The sequence below is a fragment of the Corallococcus sp. Z5C101001 genome, from assembly GCF_007352635.1.
GTDB lineage: Bacteria > Myxococcota > Myxococcia > Myxococcales > Myxococcaceae > Corallococcus > Corallococcus silvisoli.
The window spans coordinates 1268404-1288847 of sequence record NZ_VKLU01000001.1 but is presented as its reverse complement, the minus strand read 5'-3'; the positions used below and the strand labels follow the sequence as shown (position 1 = coordinate 1288847).

The 20444-nt window shown below is 67.0% G+C and carries 17 protein-coding genes; 9 read left to right on the top strand and 8 right to left on the bottom strand.

Annotated features, from left to right (window positions below):
* The first annotated feature begins 3 nt into the window (after nucleotides 1-3).
* From FOF48_RS05240 to FOF48_RS05225, 4 genes are all read left to right on the top strand, one after another.
* Nucleotides 4-2598: a carbohydrate binding family 9 domain-containing protein gene (locus tag FOF48_RS05240; protein ID WP_143898997.1), complete on the top strand. Its 2595-nt coding sequence runs from the start codon at nucleotides 4-6 to the stop codon at nucleotides 2596-2598.
* A gap of 35 nt (nucleotides 2599-2633) precedes the next feature.
* Nucleotides 2634-3557: an alpha/beta fold hydrolase gene (locus FOF48_RS05235; RefSeq protein WP_201755791.1), complete on the top strand. Its 924-nt coding sequence runs from the start codon at nucleotides 2634-2636 to the stop codon at nucleotides 3555-3557.
* A gap of 39 nt (nucleotides 3558-3596) precedes the next feature.
* Nucleotides 3597-4922: a DUF418 domain-containing protein gene (locus tag FOF48_RS05230; protein ID WP_143898996.1), complete on the top strand. Its 1326-nt coding sequence runs from the start codon at nucleotides 3597-3599 to the stop codon at nucleotides 4920-4922.
* A gap of 388 nt (nucleotides 4923-5310) precedes the next feature.
* The gene (locus FOF48_RS05225) at nucleotides 5311-5991 is read left to right on the top strand and encodes a hypothetical protein (RefSeq protein ID WP_143898995.1); all 681 of its coding nucleotides are present in this window, start codon (nucleotides 5311-5313) and stop codon (nucleotides 5989-5991) included.
* A gap of 79 nt (nucleotides 5992-6070) precedes the next feature.
* Here the strand turns inward: FOF48_RS05225 and FOF48_RS05220 are convergent, their stop codons facing one another.
* Nucleotides 6071-7255 carry an MFS transporter gene (locus FOF48_RS05220; RefSeq protein WP_143898994.1) on the bottom strand — a complete coding sequence of 395 codons (1185 nt, stop codon included), beginning with the start codon at nucleotides 7253-7255 and terminating at the stop codon, nucleotides 6071-6073.
* A 122-nt stretch (nucleotides 7256-7377) separates the two neighbouring features.
* Between FOF48_RS05220 and FOF48_RS05215 the strand changes: the two genes are divergently transcribed.
* From FOF48_RS05215 to FOF48_RS05200, 4 genes are all read left to right on the top strand, one after another.
* Nucleotides 7378-8286, top strand: coding sequence for a LysR family transcriptional regulator (locus FOF48_RS05215; RefSeq protein WP_143898993.1), 909 nt, complete (start codon nucleotides 7378-7380; stop codon nucleotides 8284-8286).
* A gap of 369 nt (nucleotides 8287-8655) precedes the next feature.
* The gene (locus FOF48_RS05210) at nucleotides 8656-8967 is read left to right on the top strand and encodes a PadR family transcriptional regulator (RefSeq protein WP_143898992.1); all 312 of its coding nucleotides are present in this window, start codon (nucleotides 8656-8658) and stop codon (nucleotides 8965-8967) included.
* A 20-nt stretch (nucleotides 8968-8987) separates the two neighbouring features.
* On the top strand, nucleotides 8988-10133 hold the full coding sequence (locus FOF48_RS05205) for a hypothetical protein (RefSeq protein ID WP_221938216.1): 1146 nt from the start codon (nucleotides 8988-8990) through the stop codon (nucleotides 10131-10133).
* Between the two features lie 123 nt (nucleotides 10134-10256).
* Nucleotides 10257-11090, top strand: coding sequence for an alpha/beta hydrolase-fold protein (locus FOF48_RS05200; protein ID WP_221938215.1), 834 nt, complete (start codon nucleotides 10257-10259; stop codon nucleotides 11088-11090).
* 255 nt (nucleotides 11091-11345) lie between these two features.
* Here FOF48_RS05200 and FOF48_RS05190 read toward each other — a convergent pair whose 3' ends face one another.
* The 6 genes from FOF48_RS05190 to FOF48_RS05165 form a co-directional block, all read right to left on the bottom strand.
* Nucleotides 11346-11924, bottom strand: coding sequence for an alpha/beta hydrolase (locus tag FOF48_RS05190; protein ID WP_221938214.1), 579 nt, complete (start codon nucleotides 11922-11924; stop codon nucleotides 11346-11348).
* Nucleotides 11925-12345: 421 nt separating this feature from the next.
* Nucleotides 12346-12936: a hypothetical protein gene (locus FOF48_RS05185; RefSeq protein WP_143898989.1), complete on the bottom strand. Its 591-nt coding sequence runs from the start codon at nucleotides 12934-12936 to the stop codon at nucleotides 12346-12348.
* Between the two features lie 72 nt (nucleotides 12937-13008).
* Entirely contained in the window at nucleotides 13009-13167 is a 159-nt protein-coding gene (locus tag FOF48_RS05180; protein WP_186001776.1) for a hypothetical protein, read from the bottom strand.
* A 136-nt stretch (nucleotides 13168-13303) separates the two neighbouring features.
* On the bottom strand, nucleotides 13304-13864 hold the full coding sequence (locus FOF48_RS05175) for a dihydrofolate reductase family protein (protein WP_143898988.1): 561 nt from the start codon (nucleotides 13862-13864) through the stop codon (nucleotides 13304-13306).
* Nucleotides 13865-14426: 562 nt separating this feature from the next.
* A complete protein-coding gene (locus FOF48_RS05170; RefSeq protein WP_143898987.1) occupies nucleotides 14427-15746 on the bottom strand; it encodes a carboxypeptidase-like regulatory domain-containing protein in 1320 nt (439 codons plus the stop codon).
* An 86-nt stretch (nucleotides 15747-15832) separates the two neighbouring features.
* A complete protein-coding gene (locus tag FOF48_RS05165) occupies nucleotides 15833-17170 on the bottom strand; it encodes a kelch repeat-containing protein (RefSeq protein WP_186001775.1) in 1338 nt (445 codons plus the stop codon).
* A 1085-nt stretch (nucleotides 17171-18255) separates the two neighbouring features.
* Between FOF48_RS05165 and FOF48_RS05160 the strand changes: the two genes are divergently transcribed.
* Nucleotides 18256-19209 (top strand): nucleic acid/nucleotide deaminase domain-containing protein, encoded by a 954-nt coding sequence (locus tag FOF48_RS05160; RefSeq protein ID WP_161664081.1) that lies wholly within the window; start codon nucleotides 18256-18258, stop codon nucleotides 19207-19209.
* Nucleotides 19210-19250: 41 nt separating this feature from the next.
* Here FOF48_RS05160 and FOF48_RS05155 read toward each other — a convergent pair whose 3' ends face one another.
* Nucleotides 19251-19790 (bottom strand): hypothetical protein, encoded by a 540-nt coding sequence (locus FOF48_RS05155; RefSeq protein ID WP_143898984.1) that lies wholly within the window; start codon nucleotides 19788-19790, stop codon nucleotides 19251-19253.
* Between the last annotated feature and the right edge of the window lie 654 nt (nucleotides 19791-20444).

Sequence of the window (20444 nt, the reverse complement as noted above, 5' to 3'; positions counted from 1 at the left end):
ACGATGCGCGCACGCAGCCGCGTCAGGCGCGCCGCGCGCGGGGCGGCGCTGCTCGCCATCGCCTCCGCCCTGCTCGTCCCCCATCTGGCGATGGCCGACACGGTCTCCACCTCCCAACCGCCAGCGCGGCCGAGTCTCCAGGCCATCCGCACCCACGACAGCCCCCGACTGGATGGCGTGCTCGACGACCCGGTGTGGAGCGTGGCCGCCGCGACCGATGCCTTCACCCAGAAGTTCCCCAACGAAGGGCAGAGCCCCAGCGAGCACACCCTCCTGCGGCTCGTCTACGACGATGACGCGCTCTACGTTGCATTCGAATGCGAGCAGCTCAAGACGCCGCGAATCTCGCGGCTGGTGCGAAGAGACCGCAAGATCGGTGATGATCGCGTCGAAGTCACCATCAGCGACGGCACCCGCACCTTCGAGTTCTGGGTGAGCGCGGCCGGAGTGATGGGAGACGGCATCCGCTTCAACGACACCGACTACTCGGCCGACTGGGACGGCGTCTGGGACGCGCGGGTCCATCAGCACGCGACGGGCTGGTCGGCCGAGCTGCGAATCCCCCTGCTCATCTTCCAGCTGGACCCGGAGAAGGCCGGGGACTGGGGACTGCAGGCGCGCCGCTACCTGTCCTCGGTCCAGGAGACCCAGGAATGGGCCTACATCCCACGCACCGTGGCCGGTGAGACGTCGCGGTACGGCCGGCTCAGCAGGCTGGAGGGGCTGCATCGCGGCAATCCGTTCGAGCTGCGTCCCTTCGCCCTGCTCCGCGCGGCACGGGGCGTGGACGGGAGGGCCGGCTACGGCGCCACCGGCGGGCTCGACGCCCGCGTGCACCTGACCCCGAATGTCGGGCTCGACCTCACGGTGAACCCCGACTTCGCCCAGGTCGAGGCGGATGAGCAGGTCCTGAACCTCACCACCATCGAGACGTTCTTCCCGGAGAAGCGGCCCTTCTTCCTGGACGGCATGGACATGTTCCAGATGCCGCGGATGACCTACTTCCCGACGTCCCGGCGGACCTTCTACACGCGCCGCATCGGCGCCGTGCCGACGAAGCCAGGCGTCCTCACCCAGGCCCCCGAGTCCGAACGCGTCACGTCGATTCCAGTGCCCACCACCATCTACGGAGCGGCGAAGCTGCGCGGGACGCTCGGCACGCATCTGAACTGGGGCCTGCTTTCGGCGCTCACGGGACAGAACGATGTCCAGGTCGAGCGAGCGGACCTCTCCCTGCGCGACGCGCTGGCCGCGCCTCGCAGCGCGTTCACGGTGGGCCGGATGCGCGCGGTCCTGAGCGAGCGGGCCCAGCTGGGCCTGCTGGCCACCGCGACCCAGCGGCTCGAGCCGACCGGGGAATATCCACTGCTGGCGTCCGCGGACAGCACAACGTCACGGCAGCTGTGCCCCGGGGGTGAGCGGGTCGCCGCGAGCGCGCGCTGCTTCCACGACAGCTACGTGATGTCGGCGGATGGCTCCTGGCGCTCTCTCTCGGGGGACTACGTGGTGAGCGGGCAGGCCCTGATGAGCGCCATCCAGAACGGCCCACCGCGCACCCTGCCGGACGGCACGGTCATCGCGTCGGGAGATGTCGACGCGGGAGCCTTGATGTTCGCGGCCAAGGAGGGTGGCAACTGGCTGGGCTCCGTCGAGGCGGAGGCGTCAGGGCGACGGCTCGACTTCAACGACCTGGGCTTCATGGTGCGGCAGAACCACCTGCGCCTGCTGCCCACCGTCGAGTACCGGGCGGTCGATCCGTTCGCCGCGGTCGCCGAGGTGAGGGTGCGACTCTCGACCTCCTTCCGGAACACCGTCGACGGCTTGAATGTCTTTCGCGGCTACTACGCCTTCACCGAATGGCAATTCAAGAACGCGTGGAAGGCCAACACCATGGTGTATTACTTCGGCAACCGCTACGAGGACCGCGAGGTCGGGGATGGCACCGCCATCGAGCGCACGGGCAGCGTCGGTTGGGACCTGACCCTCACGAGCGCTCCGGGGCGGCGGCTGTCGGGCTCCCTCACGAGCGTGAGCATGTTCCGGGATGACGGCTACAGCCTCACCTACAGCGCGCAGCTGGGCTTCCATCTGCTGCCGCAACTCGAGCTGCAGGTGTTGCCCCAGGTCACCCTCGCGGCCGGCGAGGCGCGCTACCTGGGGGCCACGCCTCGACCGGGCGAGTACCTGTTCGGCCGACTCGACGCGCGCAGCATCGGCGCCACGCTGCGCGCCAACTACACCCTGACGACCCGGCTCACGCTCCAGCTCTATGCGCAGACACTGCTGGTCGCCAGGCACTATCGCGACTTCGGTTCATTCACGCCAGACCATGCGCGGGCGAACATCCGGCTGGACGACCTGACAGCGGCGGAGGCCCCCACGAAGAACCCCGACAGCCAGCTCGCGACCCTGGATGTCAATGCCGTCCTCCGCTGGGAGTTCCGGCCCGGCTCCACGATGTTCCTTGTCTATACACGCTCGCAGGCACCCGCGCGCGTGCTCGCGTCCGGCGAACGGGCCGAGCTCGACCTCGGCGCGCTTCGCGACATCCGGGCCGCGGATGCACTATGGATGAAGGCTTCCTACTGGTGGAACTGACCGGGCGAAGCCCCTGACTCGAGGAGAGGCAATCCATGGCGACGACAACGACAAACCCTGGCATCACCTTCACCCATCCCCCGGGCGACTACGTCACGGTCCGCGGCAAGCGTTTGTGGGTCGAGCGACACGGCAGCGGTACACCCGTGGTCATGCTGGCGGGCCTGGGGCCCGCCGGCTCGCACGTCATCTTCCACCCCCACTTCGACCCGCTCGCGGCCGACCACTGCGTCATCTACATCGACCTCTTCGGGCGAGGCCGGTCCGACGTCCCCAAGGACCTGCGCGACATCACCTTCGCGGAGGACGTCGCCGACGTCGCGGCCGTGCTGCAACAGCTCGACCTCGGCCCGGTGCACCTCTATGGATTCTCCTACGGGGGGCTGCTCTCCCAAGCGCTGGCGCTCGAACACACCGCGCGGGTCCGGAGCGTGGTGCTCGCCAACAGCCTGTTCAGCCCGGAGATGTGGCGCCTCAACCACATCAATCTCAACCGGGAGATCGCCAATCAGTGCCCGGAGGTCTGGGAGGAGATCCAGCGCCTGCACAAGGAAGGCGTGCGGTCGACCGACCCGCGGATGGCGTCGCTCTTCGCCAGCGCGGCGCGCCTGGTGCGGTTCTTCAATCCAGACAATGCCCCGCGGGTCGCGACCGAGCCGGGCGCCCGCAACGTCGCGCTCTACCCGGTGTTCTGCGGCGAGGACATCGACTTCGAAATCGGCGGACAGCTTCCAGCCATCCCCGACTTCAGGCGGCGCTTGAGCGAGCTCGCGGTGCCGCTGCTCGTGCTGGCGGGCCGCTTCGACCGGGCGCTGTATCCCGCGCTGCAGCGCGAGTCACTCGCCCATGCCAGGAGCGCCGAGCTCCATGTGCTGGAGCGCAGCGGCTCGTTCTCGCACGTCGAGGAGCCCGATGAGGTGCTCCGGCTCGTGCGCGCCTTCTGGGCCCGCATCACCTGAGCGTTCCAGTTCCTGTCTTTCAGTGGAGGAGTTGCGTACATGAATGAGGCATCGCAGGCGTCGGGTTCAGCCTCCCACGAGGCCCCCATCGCCCCGGTTGGCAGAACCGAACGGGTGGTCCTGGTGGATGCGCTGCGTGGCTTCGCGCTCTGCGGCGTCTTCATCTCCAACAGCTTCGCCTGGTTCAGCGGACGCAACTTCCTGCCCCGCGAGCAGGCGCGCGCCCTGGCGGCGCCTCCGCTCGAGGCCGCCACGCAGATGGCGTATGACTATCTGATCAGCCAGAAGTTCTTCACCCTCTTCGCCTTCCTCTTCGGGCTGGGCTTCTCCATCCAGTTGACGCGCGCCGAGGCCCGGGGCCAGCCCATCACCCCGCTCTACACGCGACGGCTGCTGGCGCTGCTGGCCATCGGCCTGGTCCACATCTTCGGTGTCTGGGTCGGCGACGCGCTGTCTGTCTATGCGACTGCGGGCTTCGCACTGCTGCTCTTCCGGCAGAGGTCGGACCGGACGGTGTTCACCTGGGCGCTGGTGCTGCTCGTGGTGGTGCCGATGGCGGTGGCCGCCCTGCGGCACTACATCCCCATCCTGATGGATGGCGCGGAGGCGGCGGCCGAGGCGGCGAAGGCCCAGGCGGCACAGACCGCGCAGCTGCGGGCCCGTTTCCTGGAGGGACTCTCCAGCAACTCCTTCTGGACCTCGCAGAAGGAGAATGCGCGCTTCTTCCTCCTGGCGATGCTTCCGCGGGTCAACCGCCTCTTGTGGATGGTGGAGAGCCTGGGCCGCTTCCTCCTGGGGCTCCTCGCGGGGCGGCACCTGCTGCTCCAGGATGTGGAGAAGAACCGCCCCTGGCATCGAAAGCTGCTCGGCTGGGGGCTGCTCCTCGGAGTGCTGGGCCACGGCGCGGAGCCCGCGTTGCAGGCGCTGAACACCGCCGGCCTCGTGGACGCCAGCCGGGGCCTCTGGACGGTCGTGATGCCGGCCGTCCAGGAGGTGGGCTACCTGGGACTGGCCGCGGTGTACGTGTCCGCCTTCGCCCTGCTCTTCGTGCGCGGCCGGGGACAGGGAGGGATGCAGTTCCTGGCCCCCGTGGGTCGCATGGCGCTCACCAACTACCTGATGCAGTCGGTGGTGAGCATCTGCTTCTACGACGGGTGGGGGCTGGGCCTCATTGGCAAACTGCCGCCGTCGCGCTGCGTGACGCTCACGCTGGCCGCCTTCGCGCTCCAGGTCCTCTTCAGCCACCTGTGGCTGGCGCGCTTCCGCTTCGGTCCCGCCGAGTGGCTGTGGCGCTCGCTCACCTACGGCCGCCTGCAACCCATGCGTCCGCCCCCCACGTCCGTCGTGGTGCCATCGGCGCCTTGAATCGTGCGCGACAGGCGCCAGGCCTCCGCTTGAAGGAGCCGCTCGACCCACGCCGTCTCGCGCAATCCAAGGCTGAGCACTCGTGATGAAGGGAGCGCCAGACCGGCCCTCCCGACCGCCAGCCCATCGAGGACAACCGCGTGCCCAGGTGACCAGCGCCGCGGTGCTCTCGGCCAGGGCTCACGGGAAGGCCCGGATACGAGAGTTCATTGCCTCCGACCCTGGGGGCTCGAGGTCCCGTCCGACCCATCGTCCCACGTAGCGCCCCACCTCGTCTCCTCCTGGAGGCGGGTGGGCGCCCTCCTCGAACCGAAGCGCATTTCCTGCCGCTCCTCCATGCAGCCCTGTTTTAAGATGCCCCCATTTCGAGGTGAGCTGAATAGAGACCATGGTCGAACAAACACCGGACCCGATGCTGCCACAGACCTTTGCAGTTGAAGCCAGGCATTTTCGTGCGTTGGCTCATCGACGGATCGTGCTCGCCTTGGTCTGCTTGCCGCTTCTTCTCGGGATCGGCGCCCTGACGGTGTCGATATCTCTGTCACTGGCGCTGCTCACCGTGACGAGCATGTTTTTCGCCTATGCATGCATCACCATTGTCACCCGGCAGCGGCGAGCGGCAATGGAAGCCTCCAAGCAAGACCTCGTCCTTGAAGGGGATCGCGTAACCTTTGCCTCCGAGGGGCCACGTCGCGTCCTCCGCGCCATCGACCGCCCTGGCTATCTTCGCCTCCTCAGCACCGAGAACCTCGTGGCTGCATTCTGGTTTGACGCACGGAGGGATCCGACCGCCTTCTTCGACGTTCCTCTTCCGAAATCGGAACGCGTCGTCCTGACCGAGGCATTGAAAGCCGCTGGCATTCCAATCCGACAGGAAGGCTCCATTGCACGGGTGCTGTCGCTGGCCGGAGTGTTGGCACTCAGTCTTGGCGCGCTCACAGTCGCGCGAGTCGCCTTCACATCAGCAGCCACAGTCCTCGCCGCCGCCCTGTCATTGGGAGGGCTCTTGGCTGCAACATTGGTGACCACGCTCATCGCGGCCATCTGGTGGGCCACGCGCGACACCTGACGACGTCACTTCGAAGCGCGGACCCAATGCGTGCGAAGTTCCTTCTCACCTCAGCGAAATGCGAATCACGATCGTCGGTCTAGCAGCCCGCCGGGAGCGTCGCGACCACGCGAGCCTCGCGGCGAACCAGCAACAAGACCAGGATGAGGCCCGCTCCAGCCATCGCCGCCCCGGCCAGGGCCACGGCTGGATAGCCGAGGTTGAGGCCGATGACCGCCCCACCGAGGGCCGCACCGAGGGCGTTGCCCAGGTTGAAGGCACCGATATTCATGGCCGAAGCCAGATTCGGCGCGTCGCTGGCGGCGGTCATCACCCGCATCTGTAGCGGCGGCACCAGGGCGAAGCTCGCCACGCCCCAGAGGAAAATCACCACGGCGGAGGGTGCCTGCCACGGCATGACCCCAGCGAATGCGACCAGCAGTGTGGCGAGGCCTGCCAGGGTGGCGATCAAGGTACGGTCCACCGACCTGTCGGCGAAGCGGCCCCCCAGCCAGTTGCCGAGCGTCAGCCCCAGTCCGTAGGTCACCAACATGGCGGTGACGAAGCCGGTCGAGGCCAACGTCTGCTCCTTCAGAATCGGAGCGATATAGGTGAAGACGGTGAACATGGCGCTCGAGCCGATCACGGTCAGGGCGAGGGCGGCCAGGACAGGGCCGCGCCCCAGCACCGCCAGTTCGGCCTTCATGGCGCCGCTGTCGACAGAGGGCTCGACCCGGCCGTGCGGCAGGGTCCAGCGAAGCGCGACCATCGCCAGGGCGCCCAGACCCGCGATGCCCCAGAAGGAGGCGCGCCAGCCCAGGCTCTCGCCCGCCCAGGAGGCCAGGGGAACGCCGGTGATGTTGGCGACAGTCAGGCCCATGAACATGGCCGCGACAGCGCCCGCCCGCCTGTTCGGCGCGACCACGCCGGCTGCGACGATGGCGCCCACGCCGAAGAAGGCGCCGTGGTTGAACGACGTCACCACCCGGGCCGCCATCAAGGTCCAGTAGTCCGGCGCGAGCGCCGACAGCAGATTGCCCAGGGTGAAAATACCCATCAGGCCAACCAGCAGGGTCCGGCGCGGCACGCGGCCGGTCATCAAGGTCATCACTGGCGCGCCGACCAGCACCCCAAAGGCGTAGGCGCTGACCAGCAGACCCGCCGCCGGGATGGAGACACCGAGGTCGCCGGCGATGACTGGCAGCATGCCCATCGGTGCGAACTCCGTTACGCCGATGCCGAAGGCGCCGACCGCCAGGGCGAGAAGTGGAGGGTTGGGCTTCATCAGCAGGAACCTTTCTCTGCCCCCGCAGCGACTGTTCGCGACGGGTGCGTTGTTCTGAGCGCGCAAAGATGGCTGGGCCGTTGCCGACGCGTTAGAGCCCTTCAAAGCCAAGGACTCTTGAGATGAACGCAAAGATGCAGCCAGGCGGCGCGGATCGGGCTCGTGAGATGGCCGTCTTCTCGGCCGTGGCGGCGACCGGCAGCTTCTCGGCGGCCGGGCGTGAACTGCACCTGAGCCCATCAGCCGTCAGCCGGACCATCGACCGCATCGAGGCGCGTCTGGGGGTACGACTGATGCTGCGCACGACCCGGGCCCTGAGCATGACGCCCGAGGGGCAAGCCTATCTAGGCGCGGCGCGACGCATCCTGACGGAGCTGGACGACGCGGAGCAGGCCATCGCGGACAGGGGCGCGCCGCGCGGGCGGTTGAGGGTGAGCGCCTCCCTCTCGCATGGGCGCCTGTGCGTGGTCCCGCTGCTGGGCGACTTCGCGGCGCGGTACCCGCACATCCTGGTGGACATCAACCTGACGGACAGGGTGGTCGACATCCCAGCGGGAGAGGCGGACGTCGGCATTCGCTTCGGCCCGCTTGCGGACAGCGGCTTGACCGCGCGCAAGCTCGGCGAAAATCGGCGCGTGATCGTGGCATCACCCGACTATCTGCTCCGGCGCGGGACACCGAGAGTCCCAGAGGACCTGCACCACCACAACTGCCTCAACTTCAATTTTCACCGGGCCGAAGCGGTCTGGCCCTTCGTGCGCGACGGACACGAATACAGTCTGTCCGTGAAGGGCTGCATCGAAGCCAATAACGGAGAGACGCTGGGCCAGTTGGCTGCGTCCGGAGTGGGGGTGACGCGGGTCGGCGCCTTCAGCGTCGCGGAGGAGCTCCGCACGAACCGCCTGGTTCCCCTGCTGGAGCACTACAACCCGGGCGACGTCGAGAACGTCCACGCCGTCTTTGTCGGCGGCGCCAACTTGCCTGCGCGGGTCCGGGTGTTCGTCGACTATCTGGCCGTCGCCTTGCGGTGACGCGAATGCGGCGCAGGATGATGCAGGCCCAGCACCGTGCAAGCCCCCCCGCTCGCGTCCAGGCCACCGAAGTGACGGGGCGGTGCAACGACGCATGCAGCCTCCTCGTCCTGCTCGATGCGAGTCAGCGGGGTTGTCTCGGTGGAAGTGGTGCTGGAGGAGCGCAAGTCCGTCGTGGAGGTCGCGCGAGACATGGACCTCACCGAGATGGCCTTCCGCAGGGGGCAGGCCAAGACCGACAAGGGCATTCGCCAAGCCATGAGCAGGACGGCGAGGGCGTCCGGGCAGCGCTGGGCTCTGACGACGATGTCCGCGAAGCAGCTGCCGCAGGCCTTGACTTTAAATCTACATAGGTAGATTTATGGAGCCATGTCACGAACCCGCGCATTGTCGAATCACGCCCGCTCCGTTCTTGCCGCTCTGCTCAAGGCCGGCGCGGGCTGGTCGCACGGGTATGAGCTGTGTCGTCTTGCAGAGGTGAAGTCGGGCACGCTCTATCCGCTGCTGATCCGCCTCGAAGCCCAGGGTTATCTCGAAGCTGAGTGGCAACAGCCGGCGGAGGGCGGGCGGCCACCAAGGCACGCCTATCGCCTGACCAAGGCCGGAGTCCAGCTCGCGCACGCCAATCCGCCGGACGGCAAGGTGGCGGCTCGCCCCGGCCTTCGCGAGGCAACGACATGAGCGTCCGGGTCCAACGACGCGTGGCGAACCTGCTGTGCCGCGCACTGGAGTCCATCCTGCCACCGCGGCTGCGCGACTGGGGGCTGGCCATCCGCTATGAGATCGCGGAAATCCCGGAGGACACCAAGGCCCTGTTGTTCGCGCTTGAGAGCGTCTGCGGACTGGCACCACGTGCCATCGGCGTCCTCCTGCTGCAGCCCTTCATCTCGCTGTTTGGAGCCGCGGTCCACGCGTCGCGAGCAGGAGCGAACAGTGGCTTCGGCGCGTTGCACAGCCCGCGTACCGTCGGTGCGCTCTGCGCGGTCGGCGCGGTCGCGATGGGGCTCGTCTACATGACGCTTGCCGGCGCGCCTGTTGGCTACCTCGGCGTCAATGCTGGCTCACTCGTCATCGGTCTTGTCCTGCGGGCCCTCGTCAGCCGCATCCCGGGGGCGGGCGGGCGCTTGTCCGGAGCTCTGATTTTCAGCCTCTCCCTCCTGCTGCTCGCCACCGCGATCCTCGGCCTCCGCATTGAAGGGACAGCTCGCTGGATCGGGTTCGGAGGCGTGTTCGTGCAACCGAGCTTTGTCCTCCTGCCACTCATGCTCGTCGGATTCTCCCGGACGCGCACCCCGCTCGCGACGATCGGGATGGTTGTTGCCGCTTTGGCCATGACGCTACAGCCCGATCGTGCGATGGCGGCCATGATGACAACGGCGCTGGCTGCCGTTACGGCGACCCGCGCGGACCGGCCGACGTCCATGGCCTTCACTGCCAGCCTCTTGGCGTTCGTGGTGACATTGCTGCGCCCCGATGCGGTTCCAGCCGCTCCCTTCGTCGACCAGCTCCTCTTTTCGTCCTTCGCGGTCCATGCCCTTGCCGGGCTGGCCGTCGTGGCCGGTCTGGCCATGCTGCTCGTCCCCGCGATTATCGGGTGGTCTTGTGACAAGGACAGCCGCGCAACCTACTTCGCCTTCGGGTCCGCCTGGCTCGCGGCGACGATTGCCGCCGCGTTCGGCAATTACCCGACACCGGTCGTAGGCTACGGGGGCAGCGCGATCCTCGGCTATGTCCTGAGCCTTTCGGCCCTGCCGAGGCCGGTGCGTTCGCGGGTCGGCTCAGAAACCGTCCCGCCCGATGATCCGCAGGCGTCGCGCGACATCCATTCGAAAATCGCTCTCGCCTAGCCGACCTTCGCAAGGCCGTCCTCATCGGCAGGAATGGCCCCCCTGAACGGATACCCAGCCATGACAATGCCTCGCCCTGGGCGGCGGGTTCGATACCTGCTGCCCGTCGTACTGCTTGCAATCGTGCTCTGGTTCATCTGGACGGAGATCTCGCGCCGCCGCGGCGACCAAAGGGCTTCGTTCAAGCCCGCGAGTCAGCGGTGCGACGCGCAAGGCCCCCTGCGTTACTGCATCAACGAGGCCGCTGGGGGCACCAACGGTGATATCGTCTATCATCACCACGGGCGCAACCTCGACGAAACGAGCTGGAACGACGACACATACTTCACCGGCATGCTTCAGGAACAATGGCACGCCTCCGGAGCCTTGCCGCCCACGGTCATCACCATCTCCTACGGCTCGACGTGGCTCCTGACTCCGAAGGGCAAGCAGGAGGACAGCGGCCTGCTCGTTGATTTCATGGCACGTCTGCCTGCGATTGAGGCCAAGGTGGGACGCCCTCGGCGGCGAATGCTGCTGGGGGAATCGATGGGCGGGCTCAATGTCCTTGTCGCGGGCCTTACCCATCCGGCGCAGTTCGCGAAGGTCGCGGCGCTTTGTCCGGGCGTCTACGCCGACACCCCGTTCTCCTCCTTTGACACAATCAGGGCCTGGATGGAGCGCACCGGGGCCGACCCCAAGATCGTGTTCGGAGTCTGGCTGATGGCGCGCAAGTACGTGGCCGACGAAGCCGAATGGCGCCGGATCTCGCCCCTGCATCTGGCCGCACAGGCGGGGCCTGACTATCCGGAGCTCTATCTCTCCTGCGGCCTCTACGATGCCTACGGAAACTACGAAGGCACCGAGCGCCTCGCCCACATTGCCCGTCAGCGTGGCGTCAGGACCGAGTGGCACCCGCTCTATGGCGGCCACTGCGCATCAGACGTGGCTTCGCTGGCCGACTTCCTCGTGAACTGACCGGCAAGCCCTGTTCGCGCGAAGAGGTTCAACGAGCAAGAGGGAGTAGCCCGGTGGTCTCAAGCGGTGAACGCACCCCTTGGCGCCGCGGGCCGCCAGGAGGCCCGCGGCCTTGTCTGGCTCGCGCAATCGTGGGCGGGGGTGGCTCAGGCCCGCACCTGCACCACGCGCCACTGGCCAGGAGAGACCCCTTCCCAATGGTGGAAGGCCCGGAAGAAGGAGTTCGCGTCCTCGTAGCCCAGGAGGTACGAAATCTCACTGAGCTCCAGGGGGGTCGGGGCTCGCTGGCGCGAGAGGCATGTAGGCGATGTCCTCGCCGCGGTGCTCGGCGGTGCGCCGCGTGGAGCCGGCGTCGCGAAGCCCCAGAGCCTGCGCGGGGGACGTGGTGCCGGCCCAGCCCAGGCGAACCGACGCGCCGATGTTGACCGCGCTCACCCCGCCCACGGCCTTCAGCCGCGAGTCCATCATGGCCGCGTTGATGGCGTACCCCCCACCCGCGCAGATGCCGAGGACGCCCAGATGCTCGGATTGGACGAAGGGCAACGTCGTCAAATGGTCCACGGCGGCGAGGATGTCCTCGACACGCGCGGACGGGTCCTCGATGTAGCGGGGCTCGCCGCTGCTCTCACCCTGGAAGGACGCGTCGTAGGTGAGGGCGACGAAGCCCTCCAGCGCCAGCTTGCTGGCGTAGAGTCTCGCGACCTGCTCCTTGACGCCGCCTGCCGGGTGGACGGCGACAATCGCCGGGTATTTGCGGCTCTCGGTGAAGTTGCCAGGGAGATGAAGGTTGCCGGCCAGGGTGTAGGGACCACTTCGGAACGTGATGGATTGCATGCCGTGACTCCGTGTTTGTGTTCCACGAAGAGTTACGGCGGTGGCCGCCTCGAGGCACTCGCAGGCCGCGCCAATGTACTTGCACTTCGCGCCAGCGGGCGTCGCGAGCGGACGGGCGGGCCTACTCCTACGGTTGCAGTTTGAACCGCGCCTTTCGGGCCCGGGAGTGGCACTGCATGGCCACGGCCTGCTGGTGGCGTCGCCAACAACTCCACGCAAGGACATGAGGAAGTGAGGCCGCCATGCGCCGCAGCAGCGCGACCAGAGGCACTCGCACTTCCTGGACAGAGTACTGAGGGGTCTTCCGAACTACAGCTGTAGGAGTAGGGCCTCTCATCGGGCGGCGCACACGCGCCGCCGCGGGGCGTGCGTTTCAGTGGCGAGGTGGCTTTTTGACAGCCGGACGCGGTGGAGCCTCAGCTCAATCCCCGCCCTCGCTGGCGCCGGCGCTGCAATCACAGACGGCCTCCCATGTCCCACTGTGCGAGGCGTCGCTCAAGTACGAGTAGCCGCACCCCTCGTCGCAGGTCTCCACGAGGTGGTAGCGCAGGAGGAAGGACGCCTCACAGTCGCTGGACGGCGTGGAAAAGAAGATGTCCCGGCTCCCCGGCTGGCAGCCCGAGACGCCCAGGTACTGCTCCTGGTAGCGGAACTCCAAGGGCTCGCTGTCGCCCACCCTCTCCAGGGAGACCTCGCGCCGGGTGTTGTCGCAGACGTCTTCAGGCATCCCCTGCGTCCAGCGGGCGGGGCCCCTGGCGGGTACGGGCAGGCCTCGCATCGGCAGGAAGAGCCCCGGCTGTTCGCCGAACTCAGGGACGCTCACGAAGTAGTCGCCGTTGTCCCGCCGGGAGAGCCCCACGGTGTGCACCTCGGGCCCCGAGCGCTGCGGCGTGCACGTGTCCGACTCCTTGACGAGCTCCAAGCGGTAGATGCCGACCTCACGCTCCTGGCCGCCGCAGGCGACAAGGAGCAGGAGGCCAAGGGCGAAGCCTGAGGGAAAGCGCTGGGGCATGCGAGGGACCTTCCGGAAAAGGGGGAAGCGTCCCCTCGACGCGCGGTGCGCCCGGAAATTCACGGAGCGCGGCTACGGGATGAAGCTGCTCGGGTCGTTCGGGTCCTTGAAGGCGAGCGCCGCGGCCGTCGGGTGCAGGGGCAGCGTCGTGTCCAGCCTCACCACCAGTTCGTCCGTGGTGCGGTGGCCGATGCGCTTCTCATACGCGCCGGGGTGCGGATCGTGCGCCACGCCCATTCAGACGTGACGCGGGGGGCTTCCAAGGTGCTCGCGGCAGTCGACGCAGTGGCACACGCCGACGCGGCACGGCCGTCCCGGACGCCGCCGCACAGGCAGCCGCCGGTGATGCGCTCGGGTCCTTCCACGCTCATCCCGCTTTGCGACGGAAGTGGAGCGCCTGCACGCCGGACTTGAACCGCTGCGTCGAGAGGAGTTCGAGATGCCGCGCACTCGACAGGCCATGAAACAACGTCGGCCCGCGGCCACTGATGATGGGATGGACAACGATGCGGTACTCGTCGATGAGCCCCAACTCCTCGAGCGCAACCGAGAGCTTGGGCGCTCCGACGAGAACACCCCGCTCGGTCTTCGCTTTCAGCGCTGAGATCGCCTCGCGAAGGTCACCCTCCACCTTGATCCTGATCGTGTTCTGCCACGGAAAGTCGCTCCGCGAGCCCGACACGACGTACTTCGCCTTCGCCTCGAGCTTCTGTGCCCACTCGCGCATCGCGCGCGGCGCCTTTTCGTCGCGTGCCACCGCGGGCCAGGCTCCCTCCATCAGCTCGTAGGTGTTACGCCCGAAGAGCATCGCCCCGTTCTGCTCCATGAGCTGCCTCCAATAGTCGTGCAGCTCGTCGTCCGCGATCCCCTGGGTGTGATCGATGCACCCGTCCAAAGTCACATTGAGACCGAAAGTAAGGAGGCCCATGGCGTGGGATTCTACGAAAAACGCGCCCAGCGCGCAGCAACCCGAGCCATCGACGCAATGCCCCATCCCCGGTGGGTATCGGCGCGCGGAAACTCGACACCATCCAATCCATCACCCGGATCTGCTGCGCACTGCGCGCAGAAACCAGACCTGCCCCTCGCCCCACTCCAAGCCCCGTCCTCCGGTGGCAGTGGAAGCGAAAGTGGCGGGCGGAGCCAAGCCGCCCAGCGGGCCCAACGGCCACCCGCGGCGGCCGTGGACGCGAGCCAGACCGTCCGCCATGGGCCACGAAGCCGCCTGGGCAGAGCTTCGTCCCTTCACCTGCGCGCGCGTCGAAGCACGCAACCTGCCCCCACCTTTACCCACCCCAAATTCGGTCGCTGCGTCATGAGTGCATCAAAGCTGCGTCAAAACGCGCGTCATGACGTGAGCGATGCGCATGATGATTCGCTGGCACACTCTTCTCGCCGGCCCCGAGTATCCGGTAACCACAGACGCCGACGCCGAGCGACGAGCGGCCTGTCCCGCTCGGGACTTCAGGGGACAGGCCGCTCGGACACGACTACAGCTCTGTCTTGAACTGCACGGACGACTTGCAGGGGTGCGTGCCCAGGGCCACGTCCTCGATGTCGACCATGTTGCCGCCCGGGTCCTTCGGGTAGCCGGTGCCTCCCCACGGAGCGCCCGAGTTGAACCGGGTGACTCCGCCCGTCGTGGTGTACAACGGGTAGCCGGCCGCGGCGGCGGGCGTGGAGGCGATGTCCAGGTTCTTCGCGCAGCCCGTGGGAGCGCCGGCCGGGAACGTGATTCCCACCTCCTGCAAGGCGTTCGCGCGGATGTTGTAGAGCACGATGAAGGGCGACGCCAGGGACAGCGTATCGGTGCGCGGCATGAGCGTGCCCGCCGCGTTGGGCAGCTTCAGGTTGAACTGGACGGCGCCCGCCGTGCCGAAGCAGGTCTCCGGGAAACCCACGAGCTCGATGATGGTGCAGGCGGGCTCGAGCTTCTCGATGTCCGCGTTCCACATGCCCAGCCCGCCTACGCTGATGGGGACGGCGCCGGAGATGCTGCTCGTGCCCTGCATGGTGAAGGTGGTGCCCGTGGGGCCGACCTGCATGCTGGCGGACTTCTCCTCCCACTTGCCCGTCGTCTCGTTGAACTTCCACATCGCGAGTCGACAGGTGCCGTCGGAGACACACGCCGGCATGCTGCCCACCTGCGTGGGCACGGGGATGAAGCCCGTCGCGGTGGCCCCCGTCGCCAGGTTGAGGGCCGCGCCGCTGGCATCCGTGGCGCCCACGAAAATGGCGCCCACGGACTCGAGCGCGACCTGCCGCCCGCTGGAGTTCACCGCCGTGAAGTCGCCCGGCATGCGCATCGGGTCATAGCTCGCGACGGTGATGCTGACCGGGCCCGTGGCCGGCACGCCGCTGGCGTTGACGAGCGTGTTCGCCTTCAGGTTCACCTTCACGCCGCTGGGCGTGGTCACCGTGCTGTCCACCGTCGGGCTGACGGTCTGCACGAAGCCCGTCTCCAGGGTGTGATTGAGGTTCGTCTTGCCCGCCGAATAGAACTCGGCCGCCGAGGCCAGTCCGTTCTTCCGGAAGGTGAGGACGTAGCCATTGGCCGACGCCACGACGGACATGAAGTACCGGCCGGTGGTATCCGTGGTCCGGGAGATTCCGTTGATGACCACCGTGACGCCCGCCTGCACGGCGCCCGCCGAGTTGCGCACCGTGCCCGAGAAGACGGCCGACGTGGCGAGGTCCGCGTGAGCCTCCCGCGTCTCATCGCCCACGGCCTTCGAGTCCTCCAGCGCTCCACAGCCAGTCGCAAGCATCGCGGGCACGACCAAGATGCTGCACAGACGTCTCAGATTCATGGCAAGCCTCCATGCTGGGTATGAACAGACACAAATCCACCGCGCCCCCGTCTTCTCCGGAGGCGCCCCGCCCTGGCTGACCGCGACTACTGGATGTTGAGCGTGAAGCTTCCGCACCGCGTCCGGTAGCCATCCACGACGATGCGAAGCCGCTGTCCCGCCGTGAGCGTCACGGTGACGGACGACTGGAACGTGCTGGCGTTCGCGTCGTCGTTGCACCCGAGCGCCGCGCCGCTGTTCGCGTCGAAGAGGGACAGCACGGTGTCGAAGGAGGAGCCCATCGTCGACACGGTGAAGGTGCCGGACGAGGGCGCCGTCCAGGTGAAGCTCCGGTCCGGCGCGGCGCTGCCGGCGCTGCACGCGGGAGTGGAATCGTTGGTGGCGGAGCACGTGTCCGCCTGCACCAGCCCCAAGCCCAGGCCGCTCCCCAGATCGCTCCCCACGTCGGGCGAATACAGGTCGGCCGTCGCGAGATGGCCGCTGCCACTGGTTCCGCCCGTCACCAGGACCTTTCCATTGGTGAGCAGGGTCGCGGTGTGCTCACCGCGGATGCTGCTCATCACGCCGGCGCTCGTCCAGGTGTTGGTCGCCGGTGCGTAGAGTTCGGCGCTGTCCCGGCCATAGGCCCCCGCCGCCAGGACCTGACCGTTCGCGAGCACGGTCGCGGTGTGCACGTAGCGACCGATTCCCATGGGCGCCACCGGGGCCCAGGTGTTCGTCGTAGGGTCGAATGCGTCCACACTGGGCGGCAGGCCATCTCCGCTGTTTCCCCCCACCGCCAGCACCTTCCCGCTGGGGAGGACCACCAGGGGGAACAGCACTCGGGCCGTGCTCATGGAGCCCACGAGCGACCAGGAGTTCGTCGCCGGGTTGTACACCTCGGCACTGGACCAGAAGGGGGTCGTGCTGCTGTAGCCCCCCGCCACCAGCACCCTTCCATCCCCCAGCACGGCCGCGCCGTGCTGCTTGCGGGCGATGCTCATGGAAGGCACGGCCGTCCAGGTGTTGGTCGCCGGGTCGTACAGCTCGGCCGCGTTCGTCGCCGAATTGACGGGAGCGCCCCCCGCCACCAGCACCTTCCCGTTCTGCAGCCGGACCGCCGTATGGAAGGCGCGCGGGCTGATCATGGAGGCCACTTCCGTCCACGAGTTGGTCGCCGGGTTGTACAGCTCGGCCTGGGCCAGGGTGCTCGTGGTGCCCTCTCCTCCCGTGACGAGCACCCTCCCGTCCTGCAACAGGGTGGCGGTATGGGCCCGGCGTCCACGAAGCAGGGTGCCGGCCGATGTCCACGTGTTGGTCGAGGGGTTGTACTGCTCGGCGGCGGTCGGGTAGTTCCAGCCCGTCGTGATGTAGAAGCCGCCCGCCACCAGCACATTGCCATTCGCCAGCCGGGTCGCGCTGTGCAGCGACCGGGGACCCGACATTGGCGCCGCAGGCGACCAACCCGCTGCCCTGGCCTCACTCCACGCCACGCTGACGATGAGCAGGGAAACGATGAAGGCAATGCGACTGGAAAGGTTTTTATTCACTGACATGTGCACCCCGCTCACGGATGGTGCACTAATTACCACTTAATGCCGAATTGCAGCCAGTCAATTCCTATCGTGGATTCCACTTACGGCAGCGCTGCAAGTCGTTGCGGGGATGTCACACCAACCTTGCGTGGGCGGGACGATGGCGCCAAGCCCACGCCGCCCTTCCTGCGAAGGAAAGGAGGCGCCAACTCATTGGGGTTCCTTGGAGCGAATCAACACCACCGCAGTGCTCATCACGCCGGTGAAACCGCACCTACGTCAGTGGGCATCCGCGTCGGGAACAGGGTTTGGCGGAGGGGCGGAGAACGAGGGCACATCGACGAATACGCGCGAGGCCGCGGCCGGGTCCACCAGCACCTTGAGCCACGCCCCAGGCTGGACACGGGATGCAGCAACCTGCGGAATGCGCGCCTCGGAGGTCGCTTCGTATGGCGTCCCCCCCTTTGGGTACACGCGCAGGGTCAGCGTCGGACACAGGTCCCCGGCATCTGGGAACCAGGAACACTTGCTGCCCGTGAGGTGCGTCACCGTGGCCACCGCCGGAATGGAGTTCGAGGGTGCCGATTTGCCACATGCGGTCAGAAGGAGAACCGCCAACGGCCACCCATGTCTTCGTAGCTCAGTCAGGCACACGTGTACTGACTGTAGGATTGACGAATGGTCGCGTCAACGCGAACAGCGTGACATCGGAACAGTATCGGTGGCTGTTGTGCTTCGGGCTGGAGCGGCGGTAGCCACGGCGCACGTCATCCGGGAACGCACTTGCTTCCGTCCAGGACGCAAGTCGCTCGCGGCCTGCACCGCGCGACTTCACTCCCGTGAGTTCAGCAGCACGCGCCACGGCCGACGCCTGTTGCGGCTCGGCACTTGCTAGTCAGCGGTTGCCACCCCAGGTGGCCCATCGTCCGCGTTGGACGGACCTCGGTCCGTGACGCCTCACTACGGAGCACGAAATGGAATGTGAATTCTGTGGAATGGTGCTTTCGGGAGGACCTGGGGACCGCCTGGATCATCTGCTGGAATGCGAGGGCCGCTGGGCCTTCGAAGAGGAGCAGCGCGCCCAGGAGTCCCTCGCCAGGGCGACAGTTCCTGTCACGCCTCGAGTCCATGGCTTGCTGGATGACGTGGCGATCATTTTCGAGAGCCTCTACCCGCTGGCCGACAACGTCTGCGCCGTGGGACTCCTCGCCGTGAACTGGCGCCCCACGCTCGTCGTCTCGTCGAATCACCGACTGACGGCCTGCGCCCTATCCATCCATCCTAGCGGGTCCATCCGATGGTCCGTGCGCTATAGCGACAATGACGGCAGCCTGGAAAACGAAGGGACGTGGAGCGCGAATTCCCCACGCAACTACACGGTGGCGCAGCACTTCAAGGTCTCCGACGCCAAGGAATACCACGCGCGGGTTGCTCAATCTCTCTGGCGTCTCTGGGAAGCCGTTACGGCGAAGGACCTTGGCACCATCTACGGGAGTTCCAACGTGGGGGAGGCGAGGCTGATTCGCGACGCGCTCAAGGACGATGTCCAGCCCGTTGTCTGGGAGATTGACTGGGACTCGCACGCCGAGATCAAGCTCCTCGACTACACGGTGGAGAACGGATCGACTTGGTGCTCGCGCTATCTGGGAGTCTCCAAGCTGTGCTGCAAGATGTGCACGCTGTACCTGGATGCCTACAACACGACTCTGCCGCAGTCCGCGGTGTCGTTCCTGGGCAGCCATGGCTTCGTCTTCAAATACTGGAAGCTGGCTCCCGAACTCGCGGGGTTGCTCAACGTGAAGCTGGCATTTGAAAGGAGTTTCGCCCGAAACGGCGTGAGCGCGTTTTCCTCGACCGTGTCCACAAGCAAGGGCACCATCATCAACTACAACTGCAAGACGGTGAAGCCTCTCGAGAAGCAGACACGCCGCCGCTCCATCATCCTGTGAGCGGTGGACGCACGCGCGCTCATCCACGCCTACGGCTGTGCCTACCCAAAAATCGGTCGCTGCGTCACGGGTGCGTCAAGGCCACATTCGGCTGGCCAGAACCCGTAAGCCCCCATACTCCATGAGTGGAACTGGAAGACGAAGAAGGTATCGGTCCCGCGCTTCAGGGATTTGAAAACCCAGGTGCGCTCGTCACCGTCAGGGAAGAACTGAGGATTCAGGAGGATGCTCAGCCGTTCGGCTTCACTCTTCGGCATGGGCACCCTCCCCAGCACCAACGCCGTCTCGATGTACTCCAGGTCGATGGGCTCATGCAGGCACAGCGTCACCCGCATCCTGTTCACGAAGTCCAACGTCACCTTCCCTCCCGGTGGGAGCGTGACAGTCCGAGGCTCGACTTCGAATGGAGCCACCTTGGCACCCAAGGATTCGACTGAGACTTCATCGGTGGCAGCGTGAAGGTCGGAACGGGAGACATGCTCCCTCTCCAGGGAGATGCCATCCGCGAAGGGTTCCCTCTCGCGGGACAGGACCCTCCGCGGCAAGCAGGTGTGCACGCCGCCGCTCAGCGTGCCCTGCACCGTGGCCCCACACTCGGCAGGGTGCAGGTCCCGTCCACGGCGGTACCCACCCCACCCTCTGTCGCGGACGTGTCCACCCACTCCGTCCACCCCTCGGCGGTGTCGGGAACGTCATCCGCCTGCACCAGCGCGCCGGCGACGGCGGCCCCTGTCCCGCCGTGGGTGACTCGTCCTTTCCCCCCTCCCCGGACGGCGACCACCGCTGCGAGGTCCACGTCTTCCCCCTTGCCTGCCGTCACTTCGCGCGACACCGGCGCAAGCCTTGCCGCCTTGAACACGAGCGGGGACGTCCACGACGCATCCCTCGTTGAGAAGTAGAAGGCGCCTTCGAAGTCCTCGACCTCCACACCGTTCAGTGTGTAGCGGAGGGGCACCGTGCAACGGAGGAGGAGGCACCACGCACGACAAGGCCCACGCGCCAGGTCCCTGTCCCTGGAAGAGCGATTCGGCATCACCTCCGTCCGGGCCGCGCGCAGCCCAGCGGTTGGGCGTATCGGGTCCGAGGCTGTACGAGTGGCGCAAGGCGCGTCGCGGAGCGGATGTACCGGGGTGGCGCGCTCTTCTTCTCCCTCATCGAGACCGCGCGCCTGCGCGGGGAGGCCCCGGGCCACGACCCGCACCTTGACACCCGATAATGGCCAAGCTCGAGTGCGC